Origin of the sequence: Streptococcus parasanguinis, from assembly GCF_047465465.1 — a bacterium.
In the GTDB taxonomy this organism is placed as follows: domain Bacteria; phylum Bacillota; class Bacilli; order Lactobacillales; family Streptococcaceae; genus Streptococcus; species Streptococcus parasanguinis_AI.
Genome location: NZ_JASGZU010000005.1, coordinates 1 through 14,270, shown reverse-complemented (window position 1 = coordinate 14,270; position 14,270 = coordinate 1). Strand labels below are relative to the sequence as shown.

Here is a 14,270-nt window from a genome sequence, read left to right as displayed (position 1 = left end):
TCTAAGGAGGAAATATCGTGGGAATTCGTGTTTATAAACCAACAACAAACGGTCGCCGTAATATGACTTCTTTGGATTTCGCTGAAATCACAACAAACACACCTGAGAAAACTTTGCTTGTTTCTCTTAAAAACAAAGCAGGTCGTAACAACAACGGTCGTATCACTGTTCGTCACCAAGGTGGTGGACACAAACGTCATTACCGTTTGATCGATTTCAAACGTAACAAAGATGAAGTTGAAGCAGTCGTTAAAACGATCGAATACGATCCAAACCGCTCAGCTAACATCGCGCTTGTACACTACACTGACGGTGTGAAAGCTTACATCATCGCCCCTAAAGGTCTTGAAGTAGGTCAACGCATCGTATCAGGACCAGAAGCAGATATCAAAGTCGGAAACGCTCTTCCACTTGCTAACATCCCAGTTGGTACTTTGATCCACAACATCGAATTGAAACCTGGTAAAGGTGGAGAATTGGTACGTGCTGCCGGAGCTTCTGCTCAAGTATTGGGTTCTGAAGGTAAATATGTACTTGTTCGTCTTCAATCAGGCGAAGTTCGTATGATTCTTGGAACTTGCCGTGCTACAGTTGGTGTTGTCGGAAACGAACAACATGGACTTGTTAACCTTGGTAAAGCGGGACGTAATCGCTGGAAAGGTATTCGCCCTACAGTTCGTGGTTCTGTAATGAACCCGAATGATCACCCACACGGTGGTGGTGAAGGTAAAGCACCAGTTGGACGTAAAGCGCCATCTACTCCATGGGGTAAACCTGCGCTTGGTCTTAAAACTCGTAACAAGAAAGCGAAATCTGACAAACTTATCGTTCGTCGTCGCAACCAAAAATAATCATAAGCAACTAGCTTACACTTTCCGCCAGCTCGGTAGCGCTGCATAGCAGCGCAAGCCGCTGTGGTACTAAATTTTAAAGGAGAAAATTACAAAATGGGACGTAGTCTTAAAAAAGGACCTTTCGTCGATGAGCATTTGATGAAAAAAGTTGAAGCTCAAGCAAACGACGAAAAGAAAAAAGTAATTAAAACTTGGTCACGTCGTTCAACGATCTTCCCAAGTTTCATCGGATACACTATCGCAGTTTATGATGGACGTAAACATGTACCTGTTTACATCCAAGAAGACATGGTAGGTCACAAGCTTGGTGAATTTGCACCAACTCGTACTTACAAAGGTCACGCGGCAGACGACAAGAAGACACGTAGAAAATAAGGAGAACATAAATGGCAGAAATTACTTCAGCTAAAGCAATGGCTCGTACAGTGCGTGTTTCACCTCGTAAATCACGTCTTGTTCTTGACAACATCCGTGGTAAAAGCGTAGCCGATGCCATCGCTATTTTGACATTCACACCAAACAAAGCTGCAGGGATCATCCTTAAAGTGTTGAACTCAGCAGTAGCAAACGCTGAAAACAACTTTGGTTTGGAAAAAGCTAACTTGGTAGTATCTGAAGCATTCGCAAACGAAGGACCAACAATGAAACGTTTCCGTCCACGTGCGAAAGGTTCAGCTTCACCAATCAACAAACGTACAGCTCACATCACAGTAGCTGTTGCAGAAAAATAAGGAGGTAAACTCGTGGGTCAAAAAGTACATCCAATTGGTATGCGTGTTGGTATCATCCGTGATTGGGATGCCAAATGGTATGCTGAAAAAGAATACGCGGATTACCTTCATGAAGATCTTGCAATCCGTAAATTCATTCAAAAAGAATTGGCTGACGCAGCCGTTTCAACTATTGAAATCGAACGCGCAGTAAACAAAGTTAACGTTTCTCTTCACACTGCTAAACCAGGTATGGTTATCGGTAAAGGTGGAGCAAACGTTGATGCACTTCGTGCAGCTCTTAACAAATTGACTGGTAAACAAGTACACATCAACATCATTGAGATCAAACGTCCTGACTTGGATGCTCACCTTGTTGGTGAAGGAATCGCTCGTCAATTGGAACAACGTGTTGCTTTCCGTCGTGCACAAAAACAAGCGATCCAACGTGCTATGCGTGCTGGAGCTAAAGGAATCAAAACTCAAGTATCAGGTCGTTTGAACGGTGCAGATATTGCCCGTGCAGAAGGATACTCTGAAGGAACTGTTCCACTTCACACACTTCGCGCTGATATCGATTACGCTTGGGAAGAAGCAGACACTACTTACGGTAAACTTGGTGTTAAAGTATGGATCTACCGTGGTGAAGTTCTTCCAGCTCGTAAAGACGCTAAAGGAGGTAAATAACCAATGTTAGTACCTAAACGTGTAAAACACCGTCGCGAATTCCGTGGTAAAATGCGCGGTGAAGCAAAAGGTGGAAAAGAAGTAGCATTCGGTGAATACGGTCTTCAAGCTACAACTAGCCACTGGATCACAAACCGTCAAATCGAAGCTGCTCGTATCGCCATGACTCGTTACATGAAACGTGGTGGTAAAGTTTGGATTAAGATTTTCCCACACAAATCATACACCGCTAAAGCTATCGGGGTACGTATGGGATCTGGTAAAGGGGCTCCTGAAGGTTGGGTAGCACCAGTTAAACGTGGTAAAGTGATGTTCGAAATCGCTGGTGTATCTGAAGAGATCGCACGCGAAGCACTTCGTCTTGCTAGCCACAAATTGCCAGTTAAAACTAAATTTGTGAAACGTGAAGCAGAATAAGGAGAGGTCATGAAACTTACAGAAGTAAAAGAATTTGTTAAAGAACTTCGTGGTCTTTCTCAAGAAGAACTCGCGAAGCGTGAAAATGAATTGAAGAAAGAATTGTTTGAACTTCGTTTCCAAGCAGCTGCTGGTCAATTGGAACAAACTGGACGTTTGAAAGAAGTGAAAAAACAAATCGCTCGTATCAAAACTGTTCAATCAGAAGCTAAATAATAGACTAGGGAAGGAGAATTTCAATGGAACGCAATAATCGTAAAGTTCTTGTTGGACGCGTTGTGTCTGACAAAATGGACAAAACAATCACAGTTGTAGTTGAAACTAAACGTAACCACCCAGTCTATGGTAAACGTATCAACTATTCTAAAAAATACAAAGCTCATGATGAAAACAATGTTGCTAAAGAAGGCGATATCGTTCGTATCATGGAAACTCGTCCGCTTTCAGCTACAAAACGCTTCCGTCTTGTAGAAGTCGTTGAAGAAGCGGTCATCATCTAATCATACCTGAAAGGAGAAAACGTAAATGATTCAAACAGAAACTCGTTTGAAAGTCGCTGATAACAGTGGCGCACGCGAAATCTTGACAATCAAAGTTCTTGGTGGTTCAAAACGTAAATTCGCGAGCATCGGTGATGTAATCGTTGCATCAGTAAAACAAGCTACTCCTGGTGGTGCGGTTAAGAAAGGTGACGTTGTAAAAGCTGTTATCGTTCGTACTAAATCAGGTGCTCGTCGTAAAGATGGTTCATACATCAAATTCGACGAAAATGCAGCAGTAATCATCCGTGACGACAAAACTCCTCGCGGAACTCGGATCTTTGGCCCAGTTGCACGTGAATTGCGTGACGGTGGTTTCATGAAGATCGTGTCACTTGCTCCAGAAGTACTTTAATCAATAAAAAAACAAACACAGTCCCCTGGCATAGCCAGGGTGCCCATCGGGCGTAAGAATAAAAGGAGAATAAAATGTTTGTAAAAAAAGGCGACAAAGTTCGCGTTATCGCTGGTAAAGACAAAGGCGTAGAAGCTGTTGTTCTTACTGCTCTTCCAAAAGTAAATAAAGTTGTTGTAGAAGGTGTAAACATCATCAAGAAACACCAACGTCCAAATAACGAAAACCCTCAAGGTGCGATCGTTGAAAAAGAAGCTCCAATCCATGCTTCTAACGTTCAAGTTTTGGACAAAAACGGTGTTGCTGGACGTGTTGGCTACAAATTTGTAGACGGCAAAAAAGTTCGCTACAACAAAAAATCAGGCGAAGTGCTTGACTAATCACGAAGGAAAGGAGAAGTATAATGGCTAATCGTTTAAAAGAAAAATACCTTAATGAAGTAGTACCATCATTGACTGAACAGTTCAACTATTCATCAGTTATGGCTGTGCCAAAAGTTGATAAAATCGTTTTGAACATGGGTGTTGGTGATGCAGTGTCAAATGCTAAAAACCTTGAAAAAGCTGCTGAAGAGCTTGCTTTGATCTCAGGTCAAAAACCATTGATCACTAAGGCTAAAAAATCAATCGCCGGCTTCCGTCTTCGTGAAGGTGTTGCGATCGGTGCAAAAGTTACCCTTCGTGGTGAACGTATGTACGAATTCTTGGATAAATTGGTAACAGTTTCACTTCCACGTGTGCGTGACTTCCATGGTGTTCCAACTAAATCATTTGATGGACGCGGAAACTACACACTTGGTGTGAAAGAACAATTGATCTTCCCAGAAATCAACTTTGATGATGTTGATAAAACTCGTGGTTTGGATATCGTAATCGTAACTACAGCGAACACAGACGAAGAATCACGTGCATTGCTTACTGGCCTCGGAATGCCGTTTGCAAAATAATATAGGAGGTAAAACTAATGGCTAAAAAATCTATGATTGCTAAGAACAAACGCCCAGCGAAGTTCTCTACTCAAGCATACACTCGCTGTGAACGTTGTGGACGTCCACACTCAGTTTACCGCAAGTTTAAACTTTGCCGTGTTTGCTTCCGTGAATTGGCATACAAAGGTCAAATCCCAGGTGTCACAAAAGCATCTTGGTAATTCTATGATACAAAGAGCGTAACAACCCCAGCAAAAATAGGAGATTTGGTGCAGGAGCGATGCTCCAAGACAAATCTATCTTTTTTGCCCAGGTTGTAGCTCGTGTTCAAATGAGATTATCTTGTTTGAATGTATCAAAACTTTCTGAGCCTAGCTCAATCATTAACTAGCAAGTGCAACTTGCAAACTACTAGTAAGAGGAGAAATTATAATGGTTATGACTGACCCAATCGCAGACTTCCTTACACGTATTCGTAACGCTAACCAAGCAAAACACGAAGTACTTGAAGTACCTGCATCAAACATCAAAAAAGGGATTGCTGAAATCCTTAAACGCGAAGGTTTTGTAAAAAACGTTGAATTCATCGAAGATGACAAACAAGGCATCATCCGTGTATTCTTGAAATACGGACAAAACGGTGAAAAAGTTATCACAAACTTGAAACGTGTATCTAAACCAGGTTTGCGTGTTTACAAAAAACGTGAAGATCTTCCAAAAGTTCTTAACGGACTTGGAATTGCTATCCTTTCAACTTCTGAAGGTTTGCTTACTGATAAAGAAGCACGCCAAAAGAATGTTGGTGGGGAAGTTATCGCTTACGTTTGGTAATTGATGATGTGAGAGCGTTAAAAGAATGCAGTGAAAATAGGAAGTTTGTAGCAGGAGCGATGCTCCAAGACAAACTTATCTTTTTCACCAGATTCTTAGCTCGAACTCAAATCAAGATACAAAGTTCTTAGAGCGTGTTCAGTTCAGCTCTTGAACTAAATAAGTATCTTAAACCCCGTGAAAACTGGCCCGCAAAGGCCTGACAATTTAACAGGAGAATAGAAAACATGTCACGTATTGGTAATAAAGTTATCGTGTTGCCTGCTGGTGTTGAACTCACTAACAATGACAACGTTGTAACTGTAAAAGGACCTAAAGGAGAACTTACTCGTACGTTCTCAAAAGATATTGAAATCCGTGTGGAAGGTACTGAAGTAACGCTTCACCGTCCAAACGATTCAAAAGAAATGAAAACAATCCACGGAACAACTCGTGCCCTTTTGAACAACATGGTTACTGGTGTATCAGAAGGATTCAAGAAAGAACTTGAAATGCGCGGGGTTGGATACCGTGCACAACTTCAAGGATCAAAACTTGTTTTGGCTGTTGGTAAATCACACCCAGACGAAGTTGAAGCTCCAGAAGGAATTACTTTTGAACTTCCAAACCCAACAACAATCGTTGTTAGCGGAATTTCAAAAGAAGTAGTTGGTCAAACAGCTGCTTACGTACGTAGCCTTCGTTCACCTGAACCATACAAAGGTAAAGGGATCCGTTATGTTGGTGAATACGTTCGCCGCAAAGAAGGTAAAACAGGTAAATAATGTAGTTTGGTTGTTTTTCAACCAACCCTCATCTTACCAACTCAGTGCTTAGCACATGATTTTAAAATTAAGAGGTGAAAATTGTGATTTCGAAACCAGATAAAAACAAAATCCGTCAAAAACGCCACCGTCGCGTTCGCGGAAAACTCTCTGGAACTGCTGATCGCCCACGTTTGAACGTATTCCGTTCTAATACAGGCATCTACGCTCAAGTAATTGATGACGTAGCGGGTGTAACGCTCGCAAGCGCTTCAACTCTTGACAAAGAAGTTTCAAAAGGAACTAAAACTGAACAAGCCGTTGTTGTCGGCAAACTTGTTGCTGAACGTGCAGTTGCTAAAGGTATTTCTGAAGTGGTGTTCGACCGCGGTGGATATCTATATCACGGACGTGTTAAAGCTTTGGCTGATGCAGCTCGTGAAAACGGATTGAAATTCTAATAGGAGGACACTAGAAAATGGCATTTAAAGATAATGCAGTTGAACTTGAAGAACGCGTAGTTGCCATCAACCGTGTTACAAAAGTTGTTAAAGGTGGACGTCGTCTTCGTTTTGCAGCTCTTGTAGTTGTTGGTGACCGTAATGGCCGTGTTGGATTTGGTACTGGTAAAGCTCAAGAAGTTCCAGAAGCAATCCGTAAGGCTGTTGAAGATGCTAAGAAAAACTTGATCGAAGTTCCTATGGTTGGAACAACAATTCCACACGAAGTAACATCCGTATTTGGTGGAGCTCGTGTATTGTTGAAACCAGCTATCGAAGGGGCTGGGGTTGCTGCAGGTGGTGCAGTTCGTGCCGTTGTCGAATTGGCAGGTATTGCAGATGTTACATCTAAATCACTTGGATCAAACACTCCAATCAACATCGTTCGTGCAACTGTTAACGGTTTGGCACAATTGAAACGCGCTGATGAAGTTGCTGCCCTTCGTGGTATTTCAGTTTCTGACTTAGCTTAAGAAAGGAGATTCAAATGGCTCAAATTAAAATTACTTTGACTAAGTCTCCAATCGGACGCATCCCGTCACAACGTAAAACTGTTGTAGCACTTGGACTTGGCAAATTGAACAGCTCTGTTATCAAAGAAGATAACCCAGCAGTACGTGGTATGATCACTGCTGTATCTCACTTGGTAACAGTTGAAGAAGTAAAATAATCTATTTAAAATAGAAACAAAGTTTTCAGGGGTATGAGAAGTTCTCATCCCCTAAAACTAAATATAAGTATAGGCGAGTTTGTAGTTAGGACACCTTTTCCTGATTACATGCGTTAGCAATTTACAAAAGAGGAGAAAATAAATAATGAAACTTCATGAATTACAACCTGCTACAGGTTCACGTAAAGTCCGCAACCGTGTTGGTCGTGGTACTTCATCTGGTAATGGTAAAACTTCTGGCCGTGGTCAAAAAGGTCAAAAAGCTCGTAGCGGTGGCGGTGTACGTCTTGGTTTTGAAGGTGGACAAACTCCATTGTTCCGTCGTCTTCCAAAACGTGGATTTACAAACATCAACGCTAAAGAATATGCTATTGTGAACCTTGATCAATTGAACGCCTTTGAAGATGGTGCTGAAGTAACTCCAGTAGTACTTGTAGAATCAGGAATTGTAAAAGCTGAAAAATCAGGTATCAAAATTCTTGGTAACGGAGAATTGACTAAGAAGTTGACTGTTAAAGCAGCTAAATTCTCTAAATCAGCTGAAGAAGCTATCACTGCTAAAGGTGGTTCAGTTGAAGTCATCTAAGTGAGGTGACCTATGTTTTTTAAATTATTAAAAGATGCATTTAAGGTGAAACAAGTACGGTCGAAGATTTTATTTACGATCTTCATCATTCTTGTTTTCCGCATTGGGACCACGATTACAGTGCCTGGTGTAAATGCGAAAATTCTGAACAACCTTCAAGATGTGTCCTTCTTGAACATGCTCAGTTTGGTTTCTGGGAATGCCATGAGGAACTTCTCAGTTTTCGCATTAGGGGTTAGCCCATACATCACAGCTTCGATCGTCGTGCAACTTTTGCAAATGGATCTGTTACCTAAGTTTGTTGAATGGGGCAAACAAGGGGAAGTTGGTCGAAGAAAGCTCAACCAAGCAACACGCTATATTTCTTTGGTTCTAGCCTTTGTTCAATCCATCGGGATTACAGCTACCTTCCACACCTTGTCTCAGGCGAAATTAGTCGCAACTCCAAATACCAAGACCTATCTATTAATCGGTGCGATTCTGACGACCGGTTCCATGATTGTGACTTGGCTTGGAGAACAAATCACAGATAAAGGGTACGGTAATGGTGTTTCAATGATTATCTTTGCAGGGATTGTGTCATCAATTCCTGAGATGATTAAAGAAATCTATGAAAATGCATTTGTGAACGTTCGTTCTGGTCAAATGACCAATTCCCTCATTTTTGTTGGGGTATTAATCCTTGCCGTCTTGGCTATTGTTTACTTTACAACCTTTGTAGAGCAAGCACAATACAAGATTCCAATCCAATATACAAAGATTGCACAAGGAGCTCCATCAAGTTCTTACCTTCCTTTGAAAGTAAACCCAGCAGGGGTTATTCCTGTCATCTTCGCTAGTTCGATTACAGCAGCGCCTGCTGCGATTTTCCAAGTGATTAGCGCTATGGGTTACAATGCAGGATGGGTGAAAACAGCTCAAGCCATGTTGGCTACAAACACACCAACTGGTGTGGCAATGTATGCCTTATTGATCATTCTCTTCACCTTCTTCTACACGTTTGTTCAGATCAATCCTGAAAAAACGGCAGAAAACCTTCAAAAGAGTGGTGCCTATATCCCAGGCGTTCGCCCTGGTAAAGGGACAGAAGAGTTTATGTCTCGTTTGCTACGTCGTTTAGCAAGCGTCGGATCAGTATTCCTTGGCTTTATTACCATCATTCCAATCCTAGCTCGAGATTTATTTGGTTTGACAGATGCAGTTGCTCTTGGAGGAACTAGTTTGTTAATCATTATTTCAACAGGTATTGAGGGAATGAAACAATTAGAAGGCTACTTATTAAAACGTAAGTATGTCGGATTTATGGACACAACAACAGAATAGAATAAGGTTGACTTTGTCAGCCTTCTATTTTGTTTTTAAATGGAAATAGGAATTCGCTCCTGCTTCCATTTAAAAACAAAATAAGGAGAATTCATCATGAATCTTTTAATTATGGGGTTGCCTGGAGCAGGTAAGGGGACCCAAGCAGCGAAAATCGTGGAAGAGTTTCACGTAGCGCATATCTCTACCGGCGATATGTTCCGCGCAGCGATGGCTAACCAAACTGAAATGGGTGTATTGGCAAAATCATTCATTGACAAAGGTGAATTGGTGCCCGATGATGTGACAAACGGAATTGTAAAAGAACGTTTGGCTCAAGACGACATTAAGGAAAAAGGATTCCTTTTGGACGGTTTTCCTCGCACGATTGAACAAGCTCATGCCTTGGATCAAATCTTGGTAGACCTTGGTTTGGAGCTTGAAGGAGTGATCAATATTGAAGTGGATCCATCCTGCCTCCTAGAGCGCTTAAGTGGTCGTATCATCCATCGTGAAACAGGTGAAACCTTCCATAAAGTATTTAACCCACCAGCTGACTACAAGGAAGAAGACTATTACCAACGTGAAGATGACAAACCAGAAACAGTGAAACGCCGTTTGGATGTAAATATTGCTCAAGGTGAGCCAATTCTTGCTCATTACCGTGCAAAAGGATTGGTCCATGATATTGAAGGAAATCAAGACATCAACGACGTCTTCAAAGATATCCAAAAAGTCTTGGAGAATTTGAAATAAAAACGTTTTAGTCACTTGCAATATTTGACAACAAGTGATACAATTAATTAGTCTGACTTATAATTGTTACCTCTGTGCTCAGAGGAATGAATCGAAATTTATGGAGGTACTTTTGCGTGGCAAAAGACGATGTGATTGAAGTAGAAGGCAAAGTAGTCGATACAATGCCGAATGCTATGTTTACGGTTGAACTTGAAAATGGACATCAGATTTTAGCAACAGTTTCTGGTAAAATTCGTAAAAACTATATTCGTATTTTAGCGGGAGATCGTGTTACAGTGGAGATGAGTCCGTACGATTTGACACGTGGACGTATCACATACCGCTTTAAATAATCGAAAAACTTGGAGGGATAAAAATGAAAGTAAGACCATCGGTCAAACCAATTTGCGAATACTGTAAAGTAATTCGTCGTAATGGTCGTGTTATGGTAATTTGCCCAGCAAATCCAAAACACAAACAACGTCAAGGATAAGATAGAAAGGAGAAAACATGGCTCGTATTGCTGGAGTTGACATTCCAAATGACAAACGTGTAGTAATTTCATTGACTTATGTGTACGGTATCGGACTTCCAACATCTAAGAAAATCCTTGCTGCTGCAGGCGTTTCTGAAGATATTCGTGTTCGCGATCTTACACCAGATCAAGAAGATGCTATCCGTCGTGAAGTTGACGCAATCAAAGTTGAAGGTGACCTTCGTCGTGAAGTAAACTTGAACATCAAACGCTTGATGGAAATCGGTTCATACCGTGGTATCCGTCACCGTCGTGGACTTCCAGTTCGTGGACAAAACACTAAAAACAATGCTCGCACTCGTAAAGGTAAAGCTGTTGCGATTGCAGGTAAGAAAAAATAAAATAAAATAAGGAGGTAAAAATCTTGGCTAAACCAACACGTAAACGTCGTGTGAAAAAGAATATCGAATCTGGTATTGCTCATATTCACGCTACATTTAACAACACAATTGTTATGATTACTGATGTGCATGGTAACGCAATCGCTTGGTCATCTGCAGGTGCACTTGGATTTAAAGGTTCTCGTAAATCTACACCATTTGCTGCTCAAATGGCATCAGAAGCTGCTGCAAAAGCTGCTCAAGAACACGGACTTAAATCTGTTGAAGTAACTGTTAAAGGTCCTGGTTCAGGTCGTGAGTCTGCTATTCGTGCACTTGCTGCTGCTGGTCTTGAAGTAACTGCAATCCGCGATGTAACTCCTGTACCACACAATGGTGCTCGTCCTCCAAAACGTCGCCGTGTATAATCATCAACAATTACACAGCTTTTCGTTTAAGAGGGAGTATAGCAAATGATTGAGTTTGAAAAACCAAATATAACAAAAATTGATGAAAACAAAGATTATGGCGTGTTTGTCGTAGAACCACTTGAACGTGGCTATGGTACAACACTTGGAAACTCACTTCGTCGTGTACTTCTGGCTTCACTTCCAGGTGCAGCTGTCACTTCAATCAACATTGAAGGTGTACTCCACGAATTTGATACCGTTCCAGGAGTCCGTGAAGACGTTATGCAAATTATTCTTAACGTTAAAGGAATCGCCGTTAAATCTTACGTCCAAGACGAAAAGATTATTGAACTTGATGTAGAAGGACCTGCAGAAGTAACTGCTGGAGATATTCTTACTGATAGTGACATCGAAATTGTAAACCCTGATCATTATCTATTTACAATCGGAGAAGGAGCATCTTTGAAAGCAACGCTTACTGTAAACAGTGGACGTGGCTATGTTCCAGCTGATCAAAACAAAAAAGATGATGCACCAGTGGGAACACTTGCTGTAGATTCAATCTATACGCCAGTGACTAAAGTCAATTACCAAGTTGAACCAGCACGCGTTGGTAGCAACGATGGCTTTGACAAGCTAACCCTTGAAATTTTGACAAATGGGACAATCATTCCAGAAGATGCCTTAGGTTTGTCTGCTCGTATTTTGACAGAACACCTAAATCTATTCACAAACTTAACTGAAATTGCTATTGCAACAGACGTTATGAAGGAAGTAGATACAACTTCTGATGATCGCATTTTAGAACGTACGATCGAAGAATTAGATCTTTCAGTTCGTTCATACAACTGTTTGAAACGTGCTGGCATTAATACTGTTTACGATTTAACTGAAAAATCAGAAGCGGAAATGATGAAAGTTCGTAACTTGGGACGTAAGAGTCTTGAAGAAGTTAAAATCAAACTTGCCGACTTAGGCCTTGGGTTAAAAAACGATAAATAGAGGAGGAATACATGGCTTACCGTAAACTAGGACGCACTAGCTCACAACGTAAAGCGATGCTTCGCGATTTGACTACAGATCTTATCATCAATGAAGCAATTGTAACAACTGAAGCACGTGCGAAAGAAATCCGTAAATCAGTTGAAAAAATGATTACTTTGGGTAAACGTGGTGATTTGCATGCACGTCGTCAAGCTGCTGCATTCGTACGTAACGAAGTTGCATCACAAAACTTTGATGAAGAAACAGGTAAATACTCAGAAACAACTGCACTTCAAAAATTGTTCTCTGAATTAGCACCTCGTTATGCTGAGCGCAATGGTGGATATACTCGTATCCTTAAAACTGAACCACGTCGTGGTGATGCTGCGCCAATGGCTATCATCGAATTGGTATAATATCATCAATTTTGTTGAGTGTTATGATGATGGAATACACTGTTATTCTTAGTCTAGCTCTGGTCTACCGCTGGGGATTTTCCCCAGCGGGAACACTCATCATATTGAATGAATGGTAGACGCTTGTTTACGAAATTGCTTTAATTTAAAACAATTTCGTAAGCAGGCGTTTTGTCTTGTTTTCGTGAGTAGTCGAGAATAGCAAAAAATGATATAATGGAACCCATATCTCCAATAGAAGAAAAAGGATTCAATGACAAAACAACAAGCAATTAAATTACTAAAAGAGAAGTACCTTAGTAATATGAAAGAGGATTCGGAACTCTTTGTCGGAGTTGAATTAGAGTTTCCGATTGTAGAAACAAATGGAAACAAAACAAATATAGAGGTGACGAAAAATCTTTTTCGAACCTTAGCAAACTTATCAGATTTTGAAGTTGAAAAAATAGATGACAATCAAAATCCCATTCAATTGGTTCACTGCTCTTCTAAAGATCGTATTCTATTCGAGTTGAGTTACAATACAATTGAATTTGCATTTGAGAGAGCTCGTTCTATAAATGATGTGGCCAAACGTTTTGAGGACTATTTGAAGATCATTCAACCGATTTTACAAGAAAATAATCACGAAATTCAAGGGCACGGAATCCATCCTTTGTGGAAAGAAAATGATAATAGCCCAGTGAAAATCGAACGATACAAGATGTTAATGGCTTTCCTTGCAATGAATGGTACAGGGATGAAGACACACTCCTATCCTTCGTACGGAGCATTTATATGCGGAAACCAGGTTCAATTGGATGTAAGGCGCGATAATTATATTCGCATCATTAATGCATTTAATAAAATTGAAGCAGCAAAAGCATATTTGTTTTCTAACTCAGAATTTTCAGCAGAGGCTTGGGATACAAAAATTGCTAGAGATATTTTCTGGGAAGAATCCTTACATGGTTATTATAAGGAAAATGTAGGGATTTATCCTAAGGATTACCAAAGCGAAGAAGAGTTTTTTAATAATCTCGCTAAAACGGCTATTTTTACAGCAACTAGAGGGGGCAAATCATATTATTTTAAACCAATTCGAGTGGAAGATTATCTAGATCAAAAAGAAATTACAGCCTATACGGCTGATGGAAATGAGAAGATCATTAAGCCTGTAAAAGAAGATCTAAAACAACATCGAAGTTACCAATTTCAAGATTTAACTGCTCGTGGGACTGTGGAATTTAGAAGTGTTTGTACGCAACCGTTAGAAACCACCTTTGCCCCGATTGCCTTTGAGTTGGGCTTGTTTGTAGAATTAGAAAAACTGGAAAACTATTTAGAAGATTCTTCATTTTTTAAAAATGAAGAACAGGACTATCGAAAACTTAGAAAGAAATATTCAAAGAAAATTCTAAGTAAAGAAGAAAAAGAAGCGATCCAATCCTTTTCAAAAGATCTTCTAGACATAGCTGAAGCAGGTTTAATGAAAAGAGGCTACAAGGAAGAAAAATTTCTTATCATTACCAAAGAACTAGACTAATAGAAAAGCCTTATTACAGGCTTTTCTTTATTACTTTCAAAAAAACTTTCAAAAAAATAAAATTTTTTGGAAAAAAGTGTTGACAGTAAGGGTAGGTCATGATATACTAATATAGTTGTCGCGCGAGAGCGACAAAGACCTTTGAAAACTGAACAAGACGAACCAATGTGCAGGGCGCTATAACGAAAGTTATAGTAACTGAACAATAAAAAACAATAAA

General features: G+C 40.3%; 26 protein-coding genes. All 26 read left to right on the top strand.

Annotation, left to right across the window (positions count from 1 at the left end; all coding sequences use genetic code 11):
* Nucleotides 1–17 precede the first annotated feature (17 nt).
* The 26 genes from rplB (at nucleotide 18) to QM351_RS08540 (ending at nucleotide 14,050) form a co-directional block, all read left to right on the top strand.
* Nucleotides 18–851: a 50S ribosomal protein L2 gene (gene rplB / locus QM351_RS08665; protein WP_414327198.1), complete on the top strand. Its 834-nt coding sequence runs from the start codon at nucleotides 18–20 to the stop codon at nucleotides 849–851.
* A 96-nt stretch (nucleotides 852–947) separates the two neighbouring features.
* A complete protein-coding gene (gene rpsS / locus QM351_RS08660) occupies nucleotides 948–1,229 on the top strand; it encodes a 30S ribosomal protein S19 (protein WP_000533766.1) in 282 nt (93 codons plus the stop codon).
* 11 nt (nucleotides 1,230–1,240) lie between these two features.
* On the top strand, nucleotides 1,241–1,585 hold the full coding sequence (rplV, locus tag QM351_RS08655) for a 50S ribosomal protein L22 (RefSeq protein ID WP_000818139.1): 345 nt from the start codon (nucleotides 1,241–1,243) through the stop codon (nucleotides 1,583–1,585).
* 12 nt (nucleotides 1,586–1,597) lie between these two features.
* Nucleotides 1,598–2,251, top strand: a complete 654-nt coding sequence (gene rpsC / locus QM351_RS08650) for a 30S ribosomal protein S3 (RefSeq protein WP_003002336.1) — start codon at nucleotides 1,598–1,600, stop codon at nucleotides 2,249–2,251.
* A gap of 3 nt (nucleotides 2,252–2,254) precedes the next feature.
* Nucleotides 2,255–2,668, top strand: a complete 414-nt coding sequence (rplP, locus tag QM351_RS08645; protein ID WP_000960947.1) for a 50S ribosomal protein L16 — start codon at nucleotides 2,255–2,257, stop codon at nucleotides 2,666–2,668.
* 9 nt (nucleotides 2,669–2,677) lie between these two features.
* Nucleotides 2,678–2,884 (top strand): 50S ribosomal protein L29, encoded by a 207-nt coding sequence (gene rpmC, locus QM351_RS08640; RefSeq protein ID WP_003002350.1) that lies wholly within the window; start codon nucleotides 2,678–2,680, stop codon nucleotides 2,882–2,884.
* A 23-nt stretch (nucleotides 2,885–2,907) separates the two neighbouring features.
* Complete coding sequence (gene rpsQ, locus QM351_RS08635; RefSeq protein ID WP_000440801.1) at nucleotides 2,908–3,168, top strand: 30S ribosomal protein S17; 261 nt, start codon at nucleotides 2,908–2,910, stop codon at nucleotides 3,166–3,168.
* Nucleotides 3,169–3,193: 25 nt separating this feature from the next.
* Nucleotides 3,194–3,562 carry a 50S ribosomal protein L14 gene (gene rplN, locus QM351_RS08630; protein ID WP_003002384.1) on the top strand — a complete coding sequence of 123 codons (369 nt, stop codon included), beginning with the start codon at nucleotides 3,194–3,196 and terminating at the stop codon, nucleotides 3,560–3,562.
* A gap of 74 nt (nucleotides 3,563–3,636) precedes the next feature.
* Nucleotides 3,637–3,942, top strand: a complete 306-nt coding sequence (rplX, locus tag QM351_RS08625) for a 50S ribosomal protein L24 (RefSeq protein WP_003002315.1) — start codon at nucleotides 3,637–3,639, stop codon at nucleotides 3,940–3,942.
* Nucleotides 3,943–3,965: 23 nt separating this feature from the next.
* Nucleotides 3,966–4,508, top strand: a complete 543-nt coding sequence (rplE, locus tag QM351_RS08620) for a 50S ribosomal protein L5 (protein WP_003009606.1) — start codon at nucleotides 3,966–3,968, stop codon at nucleotides 4,506–4,508.
* A 17-nt stretch (nucleotides 4,509–4,525) separates the two neighbouring features.
* A complete protein-coding gene (locus QM351_RS08615; protein WP_001085699.1) occupies nucleotides 4,526–4,711 on the top strand; it encodes a type Z 30S ribosomal protein S14 in 186 nt (61 codons plus the stop codon).
* Nucleotides 4,712–4,922: 211 nt separating this feature from the next.
* Nucleotides 4,923–5,321: a 30S ribosomal protein S8 gene (gene rpsH, locus QM351_RS08610; RefSeq protein WP_003010897.1), complete on the top strand. Its 399-nt coding sequence runs from the start codon at nucleotides 4,923–4,925 to the stop codon at nucleotides 5,319–5,321.
* Nucleotides 5,322–5,548: 227 nt separating this feature from the next.
* Nucleotides 5,549–6,085 carry a 50S ribosomal protein L6 gene (gene rplF / locus QM351_RS08605; protein ID WP_049492183.1) on the top strand — a complete coding sequence of 179 codons (537 nt, stop codon included), beginning with the start codon at nucleotides 5,549–5,551 and terminating at the stop codon, nucleotides 6,083–6,085.
* 83 nt (nucleotides 6,086–6,168) lie between these two features.
* Entirely contained in the window at nucleotides 6,169–6,525 is a 357-nt protein-coding gene (rplR, locus tag QM351_RS08600; RefSeq protein ID WP_003010871.1) for a 50S ribosomal protein L18, read from the top strand.
* Between the two features lie 17 nt (nucleotides 6,526–6,542).
* A complete protein-coding gene (rpsE, locus tag QM351_RS08595; protein WP_003009617.1) occupies nucleotides 6,543–7,037 on the top strand; it encodes a 30S ribosomal protein S5 in 495 nt (164 codons plus the stop codon).
* Between the two features lie 14 nt (nucleotides 7,038–7,051).
* On the top strand, nucleotides 7,052–7,234 hold the full coding sequence (gene rpmD / locus QM351_RS08590; RefSeq protein WP_002894509.1) for a 50S ribosomal protein L30: 183 nt from the start codon (nucleotides 7,052–7,054) through the stop codon (nucleotides 7,232–7,234).
* Nucleotides 7,235–7,379: 145 nt separating this feature from the next.
* Complete coding sequence (gene rplO / locus QM351_RS08585; protein ID WP_003002405.1) at nucleotides 7,380–7,820, top strand: 50S ribosomal protein L15; 441 nt, start codon at nucleotides 7,380–7,382, stop codon at nucleotides 7,818–7,820.
* Nucleotides 7,821–7,832: 12 nt separating this feature from the next.
* On the top strand, nucleotides 7,833–9,143 hold the full coding sequence (secY, locus tag QM351_RS08580) for a preprotein translocase subunit SecY (RefSeq protein WP_414327197.1): 1,311 nt from the start codon (nucleotides 7,833–7,835) through the stop codon (nucleotides 9,141–9,143).
* Nucleotides 9,144–9,239: 96 nt separating this feature from the next.
* Nucleotides 9,240–9,878, top strand: a complete 639-nt coding sequence (locus QM351_RS08575; RefSeq protein ID WP_003009627.1) for an adenylate kinase — start codon at nucleotides 9,240–9,242, stop codon at nucleotides 9,876–9,878.
* Between the two features lie 116 nt (nucleotides 9,879–9,994).
* Nucleotides 9,995–10,213, top strand: coding sequence for a translation initiation factor IF-1 (gene infA, locus QM351_RS08570; protein ID WP_001029883.1), 219 nt, complete (start codon nucleotides 9,995–9,997; stop codon nucleotides 10,211–10,213).
* A 23-nt stretch (nucleotides 10,214–10,236) separates the two neighbouring features.
* Entirely contained in the window at nucleotides 10,237–10,353 is a 117-nt protein-coding gene (gene rpmJ / locus QM351_RS08565) for a 50S ribosomal protein L36 (RefSeq protein WP_001808836.1), read from the top strand.
* A 17-nt stretch (nucleotides 10,354–10,370) separates the two neighbouring features.
* Nucleotides 10,371–10,736: a 30S ribosomal protein S13 gene (gene rpsM / locus QM351_RS08560; RefSeq protein WP_003009631.1), complete on the top strand. Its 366-nt coding sequence runs from the start codon at nucleotides 10,371–10,373 to the stop codon at nucleotides 10,734–10,736.
* Nucleotides 10,737–10,759: 23 nt separating this feature from the next.
* Complete coding sequence (rpsK, locus tag QM351_RS08555; protein WP_003002390.1) at nucleotides 10,760–11,143, top strand: 30S ribosomal protein S11; 384 nt, start codon at nucleotides 10,760–10,762, stop codon at nucleotides 11,141–11,143.
* 45 nt (nucleotides 11,144–11,188) lie between these two features.
* Nucleotides 11,189–12,127, top strand: coding sequence for a DNA-directed RNA polymerase subunit alpha (locus tag QM351_RS08550; RefSeq protein WP_003009635.1), 939 nt, complete (start codon nucleotides 11,189–11,191; stop codon nucleotides 12,125–12,127).
* 11 nt (nucleotides 12,128–12,138) lie between these two features.
* On the top strand, nucleotides 12,139–12,525 hold the full coding sequence (gene rplQ, locus QM351_RS08545) for a 50S ribosomal protein L17 (RefSeq protein WP_003002399.1): 387 nt from the start codon (nucleotides 12,139–12,141) through the stop codon (nucleotides 12,523–12,525).
* Nucleotides 12,526–12,778: 253 nt separating this feature from the next.
* The gene (locus QM351_RS08540) at nucleotides 12,779–14,050 is read left to right on the top strand and encodes a gamma-glutamylcysteine synthetase (protein ID WP_414327196.1); all 1,272 of its coding nucleotides are present in this window, start codon (nucleotides 12,779–12,781) and stop codon (nucleotides 14,048–14,050) included.
* The last annotated feature ends 220 nt before the right edge of the window (nucleotides 14,051–14,270 follow it).

Bases quoted from the DNA above. Each gene is read 5' to 3' on its own strand.
- rplO (WP_003002405.1), top strand. From the start codon at position 7,380: ATGAAACTTCATGAATTACAACCTGCTACAGGTTCACGTAAAGTCCGC.
- rpsE (WP_003009617.1), top strand. From the start codon at position 6,543: ATGGCATTTAAAGATAATGCAGTTGAACTTGAAGAACGCGTAGTTGCC.
- QM351_RS08575 (WP_003009627.1), top strand. From the start codon at position 9,240: ATGAATCTTTTAATTATGGGGTTGCCTGGAGCAGGTAAGGGGACCCAA.
- secY (WP_414327197.1), top strand. From the start codon at position 7,833: ATGTTTTTTAAATTATTAAAAGATGCATTTAAGGTGAAACAAGTACGG.
- rpsS (WP_000533766.1), top strand. From the start codon at position 948: ATGGGACGTAGTCTTAAAAAAGGACCTTTCGTCGATGAGCATTTGATG.
- rpmJ (WP_001808836.1), top strand. From the start codon at position 10,237: ATGAAAGTAAGACCATCGGTCAAACCAATTTGCGAATACTGTAAAGTA.
- rplN (WP_003002384.1), top strand. From the start codon at position 3,194: ATGATTCAAACAGAAACTCGTTTGAAAGTCGCTGATAACAGTGGCGCA.
- rpsM (WP_003009631.1), top strand. From the start codon at position 10,371: ATGGCTCGTATTGCTGGAGTTGACATTCCAAATGACAAACGTGTAGTA.
- rplV (WP_000818139.1), top strand. From the start codon at position 1,241: ATGGCAGAAATTACTTCAGCTAAAGCAATGGCTCGTACAGTGCGTGTT.
- rplP (WP_000960947.1), top strand. From the start codon at position 2,255: ATGTTAGTACCTAAACGTGTAAAACACCGTCGCGAATTCCGTGGTAAA.
- QM351_RS08615 (WP_001085699.1), top strand. From the start codon at position 4,526: ATGGCTAAAAAATCTATGATTGCTAAGAACAAACGCCCAGCGAAGTTC.
- rplX (WP_003002315.1), top strand. From the start codon at position 3,637: ATGTTTGTAAAAAAAGGCGACAAAGTTCGCGTTATCGCTGGTAAAGAC.
- rpsQ (WP_000440801.1), top strand. From the start codon at position 2,908: ATGGAACGCAATAATCGTAAAGTTCTTGTTGGACGCGTTGTGTCTGAC.
- QM351_RS08540 (WP_414327196.1), top strand. From the start codon at position 12,779: ATGACAAAACAACAAGCAATTAAATTACTAAAAGAGAAGTACCTTAGT.
- rplF (WP_049492183.1), top strand. From the start codon at position 5,549: ATGTCACGTATTGGTAATAAAGTTATCGTGTTGCCTGCTGGTGTTGAA.
- rplQ (WP_003002399.1), top strand. From the start codon at position 12,139: ATGGCTTACCGTAAACTAGGACGCACTAGCTCACAACGTAAAGCGATG.
- rpsH (WP_003010897.1), top strand. From the start codon at position 4,923: ATGGTTATGACTGACCCAATCGCAGACTTCCTTACACGTATTCGTAAC.
- rpmC (WP_003002350.1), top strand. From the start codon at position 2,678: ATGAAACTTACAGAAGTAAAAGAATTTGTTAAAGAACTTCGTGGTCTT.
- rplE (WP_003009606.1), top strand. From the start codon at position 3,966: ATGGCTAATCGTTTAAAAGAAAAATACCTTAATGAAGTAGTACCATCA.
- QM351_RS08550 (WP_003009635.1), top strand. From the start codon at position 11,189: ATGATTGAGTTTGAAAAACCAAATATAACAAAAATTGATGAAAACAAA.
- rpmD (WP_002894509.1), top strand. From the start codon at position 7,052: ATGGCTCAAATTAAAATTACTTTGACTAAGTCTCCAATCGGACGCATC.